The organism is Pedobacter sp. 10L46_2, assembly GCF_056395165.1.
In genome coordinates, this window is sequence record NZ_JBFTIZ010000337.1 from 1 (window position 1) to 12,181 (window position 12,181).

The 12,181-nt window shown below is 40.0% G+C and carries 9 protein-coding genes; all 9 read right to left on the bottom strand.

Translation table 11 applies throughout. The features are described 5' to 3' along the window. Nucleotides 1-961: GTP-binding protein (locus tag AC1DDX_RS24215; protein WP_477622734.1), on the bottom strand; the 961-nt coding region annotated here is incomplete at its 3' end. 30 nt (nt 962-991) lie between these two features. Then, a complete protein-coding gene (locus tag AC1DDX_RS24220; RefSeq protein ID WP_477622735.1) occupies nt 992-2,011 on the bottom strand; it encodes a GH116 family glycosyl hydrolase in 1,020 nt (339 codons plus the stop codon). Continuing rightward, nucleotides 1,980-3,563 (bottom strand): GH116 family glycosyl-hydrolase, encoded by a 1,584-nt coding sequence (locus tag AC1DDX_RS24225; protein WP_477622736.1) that lies wholly within the window; start codon nt 3,561-3,563, stop codon nt 1,980-1,982. Before AC1DDX_RS24225 ends, AC1DDX_RS24220 begins: the two co-directional genes overlap by 32 nt. Nucleotides 3,564-3,590: 27 nt before the next feature. Then, nucleotides 3,591-5,261 carry a ribulokinase gene (locus AC1DDX_RS24230; protein ID WP_477622737.1) on the bottom strand — a complete coding sequence of 557 codons (1,671 nt, stop codon included), beginning with the start codon at nt 5,259-5,261 and terminating at the stop codon, nt 3,591-3,593. A gap of 10 nt (nt 5,262-5,271) precedes the next feature. After that, nucleotides 5,272-8,145, bottom strand: coding sequence for an L-fucose isomerase (locus AC1DDX_RS24235; RefSeq protein WP_477622738.1), 2,874 nt, complete (start codon nt 8,143-8,145; stop codon nt 5,272-5,274). 81 nt (nt 8,146-8,226) lie between these two features. Further along, the gene (locus AC1DDX_RS24240; protein WP_477622739.1) at nt 8,227-8,985 is read right to left on the bottom strand and encodes a DUF6786 family protein; all 759 of its coding nucleotides are present in this window, start codon (nt 8,983-8,985) and stop codon (nt 8,227-8,229) included. Continuing rightward, nucleotides 8,942-9,226 (bottom strand): DUF6786 family protein, encoded by a 285-nt coding sequence (locus AC1DDX_RS24245; RefSeq protein ID WP_477622740.1) that lies wholly within the window; start codon nt 9,224-9,226, stop codon nt 8,942-8,944. Before AC1DDX_RS24245 ends, AC1DDX_RS24240 begins: the two co-directional genes overlap by 44 nt. A 24-nt stretch (nt 9,227-9,250) precedes the next feature. After that, nucleotides 9,251-10,417: a glycoside hydrolase family 172 protein gene (locus AC1DDX_RS24250; protein WP_048905699.1), complete on the bottom strand. Its 1,167-nt coding sequence runs from the start codon at nt 10,415-10,417 to the stop codon at nt 9,251-9,253. Nucleotides 10,418-10,681: 264 nt separating this feature from the next. Continuing rightward, a complete protein-coding gene (locus tag AC1DDX_RS24255) occupies nt 10,682-11,716 on the bottom strand; it encodes a substrate-binding domain-containing protein (RefSeq protein WP_172662736.1) in 1,035 nt (344 codons plus the stop codon). Between the last annotated feature and the right edge of the window lie 465 nt (nt 11,717-12,181).

Sequence of the window (12,181 nt, forward strand, 5' to 3'; positions counted from 1 at the left end):
ACACCAAAGCTTCAAGATGTTCCGGTCCAGTTTGCACTCTTGCATTGATCAGTATATCTACCTTTGAAGAAGACGATTTTGTAACCTCAGTTATTGCGTTTTGACTTCCCGCTGTAAAGCTTATCTTCTTTTGTTGCACTCCATCGTCAACGAAGAATTTTAAATGGCCTATTGGCAATTTCTGTTCGGTTATTTCCCAATGAATTTCCTTTGCAAGTGCAACTCCTGCCTCAAACACATTACTTTCATCAGCAAACAATTCCAATTCAATATCAAGCCAGGCAAGTTCTGCTTCTCCTGCACCATAAATATCATAGTCAATTTCCAAAGAGTTTCTGGTGGCTGCTTTAAAATTTTCCAGTGTAATTAACCACTGGTCTATGCTTTCTATATCAAGCGAATTTTGAAACAAAATTGTTTTTTCAGGAAACTTACTATTTACCAAACGTTCCATCTTGTTTAACTCATCGTTAGTCAGAGAATCAATCTTATTGACAATAAGGATATCTGCCTCTTCAATTTGTTTCTTATAAATATAAGTCACACTATCCACAAATAACGGTGCAGCCTGGAGCATCGTCGGTAACACATTTGCATCAACAAAAACAGAGATTACGGTTCCTATATCCTTGCGAAATTTTTGCAGTGGTTTTACCACTGTGGCAATCATATCTGTACAGGATCCTACTGATTCCGCAAATACAATTTCAGCGTGATTGGTTTCTTTTAGTATTTCAATCAAACTGTCTACTTTATCATAATTACAACAAAAACAACCATCGGTCACTTCCATTACTGGAATATTTGCATTACGGATGAATCTGGTATCTACCAACTGAACCCCTTGGTCGTTAGTAATTACACCAACGTTCACATTCTCTTTCATTAATTGAGCGCATGCATTTCGAATAGCCGTTGTTTTACCGCTACCCAGGAAACCGCCGATCAGATATAATTTCATCGTTTCTATTTTAATTTATATACTTTACAACTACGACAATCGTGTTTCTTTACCTGCTATCAGTACTTTTTTAACTGGTATTTTACCGTAAGCAATGTTAAGTGATGCTTTATTATCTTTAAAACTTACTGTACCGAAACCTGAATTTGTCGATAGGAAGCTGGTAAAATCTCCTACTTTGGAATCTACATGTAAGGTCTTGTCTACGGCATCATAGCGTACTCCGGTAAGCCCTTGTATCATTCCGTAGCTAGACATTGCCCTGGCATACCAGTGCCCACATTCATATTCATTAAAAGGATTACGCACTCGGCCATCATATCGGTCGCGACAAGCCTTTACAATATCCAGACCTTCATTCACTTGCCCCATAAGCATCAGATGGGATGCTACCTGATACTCAATTCCTGTCCACACTTCATTGCTGTAAACAAAGGGCAGAGACAACATCCCTCCTTTCGGCCATGAACATAACAAAAGGCCGCCTTCATGCCCTGCAGCATATGATGGACGCTGAGGGTTTACGTGGTCACTTAAATCTGCCTTCAGATTGTATTTGTGAACAGATAATAAATGACTTTTGGTCTTTTCAACATCCAACGGTTCTTCAAGTCCGCACATTCTGGAAATCCATCCGCCAAGAATACCATCAGATAAGCAACCTGTTCCATACTGATATTTTGGTCCCTCTTTCTTTAATATTTCTAATGCTTCAGCAGTATATTGAGTAGCAAAAGATTTTTCATTTACTGGATTTGGCGCGTTTAACCCTGTCCACTGAATTTTCTGATTAAAATATTCTCCATTATATAACTCACTTTCCATGAACTTTTTGCCGGCAGTGTAGAGTGTCTTATATTTTGATATATCTTTTTTAAGAAACTGTCCCATCTTAATAATTGCATTAAGGGCTCCCAGGTAAAAACTCGTACACATCCCGTCAGGTCCCCAGAACTCAATATCATAGGTATTATGATGCGGCTCTTCGACAATTCCCTTGCTTCTTGGATCCCAGGTGTTAATTGCATAATCCATGCTCGTTTTTACCATTGGATATATTTTTTTTAACCATATGGTGAAAATCATGTTTAGCCGGACTAATAGGCATATTTGCCCTAAATTGCTGATGCCCTTCAAAATTTTGATTTTCACAGAACTCTGTAGTTCTCAAACTCCTTTCCAGGGATGGAAAAAGATGAGGAATTGCCTGTGCGTAATTCCATACGTGTGTACAACTACCATGACAGCACCCACCATCATCTCCGCACCCTTCCCAGCTCCACAAACGACCATCATATTGTCTCAATACTGTTGGCGATTTAAGGATAGTCAGGTTTGCCGCAACGGCTTCAACAACTGCCGGAGGTAAAGTACTCGAGTAAAAAGCATCACGGAATATTGCTGACTTCTTTTGCAGTTCCTCATAATTATCTTTCCAATAAGCTGCAGCCTCTTCTATGCCTTTAAATTTACTGCTATACCAGGGTTTGTAATTTCGATCATTGTAAGTTGACTTCTCTTCCAAACCAATTGCATAGGGGGTTACACAACAATCCGCCGATTCAGCCTTTTTTGGATCAACGACCACATCTCCAATATGAAGATCTGAATCCGGAACATACCAGGCCATCATAAGCCTGATGGTTTTTTGTTCTCCTGCGTTTAATTTAAACGGAACAAATAACGAAGCACCAGGTGCATCTGAATCAGGCTCCTGAGCCTTAACTTTTCCCTCTTTAATTGTATTCCAAACCATGGTTAAAGGGTCAAACCATCCACCTCTGAACCAACAATAATCCACAGTTGCAGGTTCATGGGTGAAAATAGCAAAGTCTGTTTTTAAATGTGGTTTTTCAGTTGTTCCTTCCTGCGACAGAATGAATCCATTTGATAACTTTTTAATGGCTCCTTTTTGGCCGCCCTGTAACACAAAATTTCTTGCATTATAAGAAAAGACTGCTTCAATAGTTTCTGAAGTATTGTTTGTGAATTTATATTCTAATGCACCTGCTGGTAAGCTTGAGTTGTCTTCGTCAGTTGGAATAAATGGACTCCATCCCAAAATCTGTGTTGTTAACGGTATGTCCTTTTCTTCAAGATCAATAGTTGCAAATGGAAACCGATCTGTAAATACAGCACTGTTGAATCTTGGCAAACCGTAGTTACTCCCGCTAGCCCCATTACCCGTACCGCGCTGACCAAACATCTTCCACTCTTCAATTGGCCCTTCCAATACCCGTGCTACCGTTTGTTTGCCTTTTACAGCAATTGCGGCAAACATATTGGGCTCATGAAATATTTCAGGTCTGTTGCGAATAGACATATGAGATATGGCTCCGCTACCTTCTAAACAGAACATCCCAGAACCCAAACCACCAATCGGAAATGCTACTCTTCTGAGATTTTCGTTTTTATAGCTGGTATTATAAGCTCTTTTTATATTCTTTTCATCCTGTTTTAAAGACGCCTGTAAAGTTTCATTTACCTTATCAGGCGTATCGCTTCCGGCTTCGGCCATCATCACCGATGGCATCGCAGTGAGTCCGATACCGCCGATGGTTATTTTCTTTATAAATGAACGTCTGTTATCATTATTTTTCATCAGTACTATAATTAGTGATGGTTATAATTAAATAGTTGTTTCCAGATATTTTCCTAATCTTTCATATTTTTCGTACCTCAAGTCATACAAATGTGCCAGTCTGTCATCAGGATGGTAGGTTTTATCAAATCCTTTCCCTATTGCGTTCATTGCTTCATTCACATTAGAATAGATACCCGCAACGGTTGCGGCAAACATTACGGCTCCCAGTGCACAAGTCTGTTCAGACTGGTGGACACGGATAGGCATATTCATGACATTTGCGAGCGTCTGCATTACAAATGGTGATTTCTTTGCGATACCGCCCACACCTATCAAACCGTTTATGGCAATGCCCTCAGCTTTAAACCTGTTGGAGATACTTTTTGAGCCAAAACAGGTAGCTTCTACAATTGATCGGTATATGGAAGGCGCATTGCTCCCCAGGTTTATACCTGTTATCGCACCTTTCAGTAATTGATTGGCATCAGGTGTTCTGCGGCCGTTAAACCAATCAACAGACAGTTCACTCTGATCATTAAATTCTAATGCCGCCGCATATTTCTCCAACTCAGCCAATAGCTGCTGAGAAATATTCTCCGGAATTATTTTCGAATTTGCTGCATCAATTCCAGCTGAACCGGAAACTAAATGCTGTAAAGGCCATGATAAAAGATTCCTAAACCAAGCATATGCATCGCCAAAGGCCGACTGTCCAGCCTCCATGCCTATCATTCCGGGAATAATAGAGCCATCAACCTGTCCACATATTCCTTTAACTACGGTTTCTTTTATATCTTTTTTTGGTGCAACCAACATATCACAGGTAGATGTACCAATTACTTTGCTCAGGTAATAAGGTTCTATTTGTCCACCTACGGCACCCATATGTGCATCGATTGCACCAATACCCACTAAAACATCTGTACTCAATCCCAATCGTTCAGCCCATTCTCCATTTAACCTACCGGCTGCTTTATCTGAGGTATAAACCTCCTTACCTAAAGTAGCCGAATATCCGGTTAATAGTGGATCAAGTGTAGAGAAGAAGTGATCAGGAGGAAAACCACCATGCTCTTCGGCCCACAAACCTTTATGTCCGGCGGCGCATACACTTCGCTTTATTTCCGTGGCTTTTTTACCTCCGGTTAGCAGAAATGGCATCCAGTCACAATGTTCAACCCAGGTATAAGCAGCATTTCTGACAAGCTCGTTTTTTCGCAGGATATGTAATAGCTTCGACCAGAACCATTCTGAGGAGTAAATACCTCCGGAATATAAAGTGTAATCAGGGTTATGTTTATTTGCGTGTGCATTAATTTCGGAAGCTTCTTTAACTGCGGTGTGGTCTTTCCAAAGAATAAACATCGCATCAGCATCAGATTCAAACTCAGGTAGCAATGCCAGTGGAATTCCTTTGTCATTTACGGCTATCGGAGTCGAGCCTGTGGTAGCGATAGATATTGCTCTGATATTTGTAGCTACAAATGTTCCACCCTGCCTTAAACACTCTTTTATAGTATGTACTATCCCCTCAATATAATCTAGTGGGTGTTGCCTGAATTGATTCTGACTGGCGTTGCAATAAAGTCCGTCATTCCATCTTGGGTAGATAAACGAAGACGAAGCAACTTCGTCACCATTATGTGCATTAACAATAATGGATCTGACAGAATCTGTTCCAAAATCAACTCCTATACAATAATCTTGATTTGTCATTTGACTCTGTTTAATGGTGCTGCAATGAAATGTTTTTAGCGTCAATCTTTTTCCCTATTCCTTTTATAGCATACCAGGCAATAAATGCGAAACATACCATTGGTATGATAAAGGCAATAGACATCCCAAAGTGATCACCTATAAGGCCCATTATCGGCGGACAAAACGCGCCACCTGCAACTGCCATTACCAAAAATGACGCTCCTTTTTTGGTTAACGGCCCTAAATCATATATACCCAAGGCAAAGATTGTCGGAAACATGATCGACATAAAGAAATAAGTAAAAAATAGGGCTACTACAGAAAACCATCCTATCTCTAATAATACTATAAATACCAATACTGTATTAACCAAGGCATATATTCCAAGGAGTTTCTGCGGCGATAAATATTTCATCATATATGAGCCAGATAAGCGGCCTATCCAAAAAAGGCCCATGCCGCCAATTGCAAGAATAAGAGATGCTGCCTGCTCAGGATTTTTTGGTGTAAACACTTCACCAAACCAACCTAAGTGTTGCATTATATCCTGAACTGGTCCTGTTACATTAGGTATGGTCTCTGTTACATAGTTAATAAAGAACGAATTAACACCGGTTTGGGCAGCCACATAAAGAAACTGCGCAATTACAGCCAATACAAAAGCCGGGTGCTTCAGTAAATTGCGCATCGGCGGATCTTCGGCTGTTTCGGTGTCACTGGCTTCTTTCACTTCAGGAAGCTTGATGAGCATAAAAATCAATGCAACAACCACAACGATTCCACCAACCATCATGTATGGCTTAACCATGGAATCGAATTTATCTACGCCAGGCGTATGCTCGGTTCCAAAGATGAACAAGCCGCCCATTAAAGGGCCCAATATCCAACCTAAACCGTTAAAAGATTGAGAAATATTGATCCGTCTTGCGGCATACTCCTTTGGCCCAAGAATAGTTGAGTAAGGATTGGCTGCAGTTTCCAGACAAGCCAGTCCGCATGCCAGTACAAATAATGCAAGCAGAAATGGTATAAATGCTTGTAGTTTAGCTGCCGGGTAAAAAAGAAAGGCACCAATGGCAAATAAAACCAGCCCTAAAATGATTCCTTTTTGATAACCGAATCGCTTCATAAACAACCCGGCTGGCACAGCCATAGCCAGATAACCGATGTACAATGAAAATTGTATAAAGCCAGATTGTCCAAATGAAGACCATGCTGAAGGGCGAAAGATATCGCTTGAAGCAACATTATGCATGTTTACCGGAATTCTGAGCATTGAGGCCAGGGTGATCAGATCAGCTCCAATATGCCCATAACTTATCGCTCCATGATTGGCGCCCCAGTTCGACATAACTGAATAAACGTCTTTAAAAGCACCGCTTCCGTTTAAACGCGGAACAAACCAGGTTGTTGGCCAGGTACGGTCAGTACGTTCATCCAATACCTTATGTACGTTTTCAGGTAAATCCACTGTCCAGCCTTCGGCAATCTGAAGTACGGGGCCAAGGCCCTTAACCAGATTTAGTCGGCACATGGTTACGGGCATCTCTCCCTTGGTAAGAAAATTGGATGAATAGCCTCCCCCACGAAAATAGTCGAGATTTGCAGGATACCAAGTGGTTGCTTTCAGACATTCCTCAGCCTCTTGTTCATCAATGCTCCAGAACGGCTTCATCACAGGTTTGCCATTCACTGTTTGTCTTCCTGTGCCATCCAAAGTTGCTGAGCCTGAGTTTATCAAATGAATAAATCCAGCCTCTGCAAGGTTATTAGGCTTCCAGCCAGATACCCGTTCTACAGCCTCCGGACTCCAATAAGTACGTACATCAGCAAATATTTGCGCGGTATTGGTCAGAAGATAATTAAATAGCATAGAAACGCCATTTAGTGCATCATTTTCCGTTGCAACCATATAAGGTGCCCTTATTCCGTTCCAATCGAATGAAGAATTCAGTATGGCTTCAGGAAAATCCCCGTTAGGTAAGAAATCTGTCCATTGGCGTTGCCCCTGGAAGCCAGAAACAATTGCATTATGTCCCTGGGCTTCTTCAGCATAACCAATTTTAACAAGCGCATCATTCCCAATCATCAGATCGCGAATAATAAGCGTCATCTTAATTACGAATTCCCAATCTTTGTCTTTCTCTTCTCTTGATTTCACTTTCTCAGACCGATTGAAATCTTCTCCTTCCAGGCAGTATTTTTTGGTCCATTGCAAAGCCTTCTCGTATTCTTTCTGATCAAATATATTCTGTTGTATGCGTCTTAAAACTTCAGAGGAATCTACATATTCATTGCGCATGCCCAAATAGTCCTGAAAGAAATCAGCATCCACAATTGAACCTGCAATTCCCATAGAAACTGTACCTATAGCCAGATATGACTTGCCCTTCATAATTGCAACAGCTAAACCACTTTTCGCAAAGCGAAGTAGTTTTTCTTTAACATCGGCAGGAATCACAGCGTCTCCCAGGTCCTGCACATCAGTTCCATAAATCCCAAATGCTGGCAAGCCCTTCTGATTATGGCCTGCCAATGTTGCTGCCAAATATACTGCGCCTGGCCTTTCTGTGCCGTTAAATCCCCAGATTGCCTTAGGCAATAGCGGATCCATGTCCATAGTTTCTGAACCATAGCACCAGCATGGCGTAACCGATAATGATACTCCTACATTATTATCTCTGAATTTTTCTGCACATGCAGCTGCTTCTTTAACTCCGCCAATACAGGAATCTGCGATGACACATTCCACAGGGCTGCCATCAGGATACTTCAATTCTTGCTTAAATAATGCTGCTACTACTTTGGCCATATTCATTGTGGTATCCTCCAGGGATTCACGAATGCCTCCCAAACGGCCATCTATTATAGGCCGAATGCCTACCTTAGGGTATTTGTTCATATTCTGATCTTTATTTGGTTAAATTTCGGATAAAGGCTGGTGAGATATTGAAGCGCCCACCAGCTATCCGAATACATGATTTTAATCTTTAAACGCTCCCGCTATCTCGTCCAGAGATACACCAAGAACCTTTACTGCAATTTCATTTAAAGCGGTTCTGTCCCCTGTAAAGTGAAATACACTATGCATGTGCGTGTGTTTTTCTCCTGGTTTCAAGAATGTAGGCGGCGATACACTTTCTAATTCGTAAAAAGGTCCAATTTGCGAGCCATCTGCTAAAGGTCCATCATTATAGGCATTCATGGCATCGCCAGTAAATGGATCTTTGTCTGGTGTCCATTCCTGGTTTAAGTATTTTGCCTTGTTGTTTATGTCAAACATCGTGATGGTAARCACATTCTGGTCCGCTGCATAACTACCGGCAACATTTTTAACCCTACCAGGAGGAATGCCGAGTTTGCCACGTGATTTACCATCGGCTTTGAACAACAGAATTCCATTCTTGTAAGTGATACGGTTTTTAGCAATCTCTCCAAAATAATCTGTAGTAGCTACTTTACCGGTGGCACTTTCAATATATGGAATAACAATTACAGTTTTAGGTGATGGACTAAACATGTCTAAACTCCAGATACAAGGAGCCCCTGTTTTCTCTGTCCATTCATTGGTGCCGCTATTAGTGATGGTATTTTGTGTTTTAAAGGCAACAGAGCTCACTTTACCAGCCAAACTAATATTTAATACTTTCTCGATGTTATTCTTTTCCAGAATCTCTACATCTCTTTCCAGCTTTATCTTAAGGAAAGGCTTTATAGTTAACCCAGCCAAAACTTTTGCCATCAAGCCCTTCGGCAGTTGAAGTAAATACCTTTGCCTGATATTTTGGCGATAAAGCAAGCTGAGCGCTTCCGTCATCATTCTTTAAAACAACTATACTGTCATTTTCATTCAAAAAGTTTAAATCGTAGCCAAACGTGCCCTTTTCAAAAACCTTCATATCATTTTGTTTTTTTGTGGTCGACTGACAAGATATGATCATCATTCCTGCCAGCAATAGTGATGGAATTTTCAGCAATTTCATGTTCTGAGTTTTAAAGTGTCAGGATTAATTTACTTCGAGTTCATCTCTCGAAGGGAATTTAGGGAAATTACCATGAGGTTCCGTCTGGTACCAATAAGCAACAGTCATGATATCTGATTTCTGTGCCAGATACCTGCCACCATCTCTCCATCCCAGATCCTGAATGGTCACCTTAAGATCTTTATCAAATCGTATTGGATCCATGATGTGCCATCTGTACATTCCAAATCTCTGCTGCGCCTTATAGGTTCCGTCTGGCCTGATTACCTGATGTAAACCGGCATATGGAGTACTGTATTCTGTATATTTACCGCCTCTGTCGAAATTATAAGATCCGCAGAAATAATCCTCCGTTCCTGTTCCGGCTATAGTAGGATATTCTTTATCACCATCTAAAAAGAACTTAATTTCACCTTCTCCCCACCATCCATTATTGTTTACACCAAGTCCCATATACAGGCCAACAAACTGCCCTTTGCCTTTTACGCCATCAATTATAGTATGAACAGATGTGGTGTTAGGGTTCGATCTTCTATATTGTGCATGAAAATAAGCTTCATCATCCGCAACTGGAGTAAGTGTGTAATTTACCTGATAATATAACCTCATATCATCTTTTGGATTAATGTTTTCAAGAGTGATTTTGCATTTCTTTCTGAAAGGCATTTTCCAGTAGCAGTTAAAAGCACTTCCCGGGTTAACACTTACAGGCAGGGAGTTTAATGGAGCATATTCTCCCCATCCCATTCCAAAGAATGCACCTACAGGAGCTTCAATAGAAGGTTCTTTCTCATCGTCCCAGTAAAAGCGCAAAATAGAGAACTGCCAGTTTCCTGTGGGTGTCATCCAGATCTGCTGTATAGCACCCGGACCTTCCATTTCTGCGATAGTTACGGTTTCTCCGCTTTTAACAATTATAAAAGGATTCACTTTCCAGCCAATTCCCAAATCACGGGCTTCGTTTGCTGCATTGGCTACATTACGTTGCCCTTTACTTTTTACGGGGTCAGCCATTCCGCCTTTGCCTTTTTCGCCGGTGAAATTCTCCGGACTAATAGACCTGGTTTTTGCATCAGATAATCGAGACAGATTACCAAGATTCATATCAAGGCCATCAAATTTCTGGGGTTTTTGCGCAACTGCCGGTAGAACAAAAATGGTTGCGATGATTAGTAATAAAAGCTTTCTCATAATTTTAAATTGCGATGTACCTCGGCTACTTAATACGCTTTTCTCTTGAAATTGTGTACTCCAAATAACTGAAATTTGAATTTGCTTACACGTTTAAGCTAAAAAGGATAAAAAAAAATGCTGAGCACTTCGGTTTTAAATGGTTTATAATTTGATTGTGTAATCAAACTTAAGCTTAAACGTTTAAACGAACAAATATTTTTTTATTTTTTTTTTAGGGTTTGATGTAACATTCTCGTTCTAGCATGTACACAGGGAATTAAATTAATCCTTTTTAACCGTAGCGCTTGATTGTCTAACAATTAATTTAGATGGGATGCTTATCTGAGTATTGAGACTTTTCTTATCAGCTATGTTTTTAATTAAGATCTGAACAGCCTTTTTACCCATTTCAAGTAATGGCTGCTCTATATAGGTTAAGGGAGAATAAAAGAAATCAAAAGCTTCACTCTCATCAAAACATACAATAGCTACATCGTCAGGAACCCTATACTGCATTTTATTTAACGATTTCAATCCTTTTAAAGTAAGGGTATTTGTTGCAAAAAATAGCGCATCCATTGCAGGATTCTGAGCAAACAGTTCACGAATACCCACTGCTATCTCTTCCTGGTTAGCATTAAAATCAACTGTTTTGATCAACGGAGTTTTAGCTTTTAACAGCTTATTATCCTTAATTGCATCAAGGTAACCCCGCTTTCTATCCAGCATATGAACTAAATCTGTTTTATAAGCGACCATGCCGATATTTGTTTTTCCCGCTGCAATTAAATGGCTAACAGCATGATAAGAGGCCTCATAATTGTTAGTCACCACATAATTGGTGTCCAGGCCTTTAAAATACCTGTCGATAAGTACCAGTGGAATATTGTTCTTTAGAAGTGCCTCAATCTGGTCTTGTGAATTTTCAGCCGGTGCAATGATAAAACCATCAACCTGCCTTTCTGTTAAAATATTAATCAGGTTTTGAGATTTCTCTGCATTTTCATCCGCACTTGCAAAAATCACGGTATAATTAAATTTCTTCGCCTCGTCTTCAACATTCCTTGCAAGATTAGCAAAGAACGGATTGGATATGTCTGCGACAATTAATCCAAAAGTATGCGATTTTCCTGTTTTCAGGCTTTTGGCGATCTGGTTAGGCTGATACCCCATCTCCACAGCTGTATCTCTTATTACCTGGGCTATTTCTTTTCCAACACGTGCTTCTTTTTCTTTATTATTTAGCACGTAAGAAACCAGCGCGGTAGAAACACCCACAGTTTGTGCAATATCTTTGATGGATACCTTCTTCTTCATTGCGTAAAGGTATGCTTAATCGATTAACATAAAAATATTAATTGAAACATTTGTTTAATTAATTTCAGACTTTTAGTATCACTATCTTGAAAACCAAATTGATTAGTGCTTTTCAGGTAGCTATTGTAAAGAATTTATCACGAAGCAAAATTTGAATTGATCAAAAAGTGCATTCTCACCTGCTTAAATGCCATTTCTGAAAATCTATCCAAAGCTTTTTAATGGAATTGTTGTAGGAAATACAAAAAACTGCTTGTTTGTTTAAACGTTTAAGCTTAAGTTTGATATACACCAATTATAAATCATTTTTTGAACCGAGATCGCTTCGGAATTTTTTTGATCTTTTTGCTTAAACGTGTAAGCAAGTATTAGGGATACGCGGTCCCTGGAATTTTTGCTTATGTTTTAGCTAATATCATTGAGACGAGGCACTCCTATTTTTCTAACTATGGAGAACACTTACTG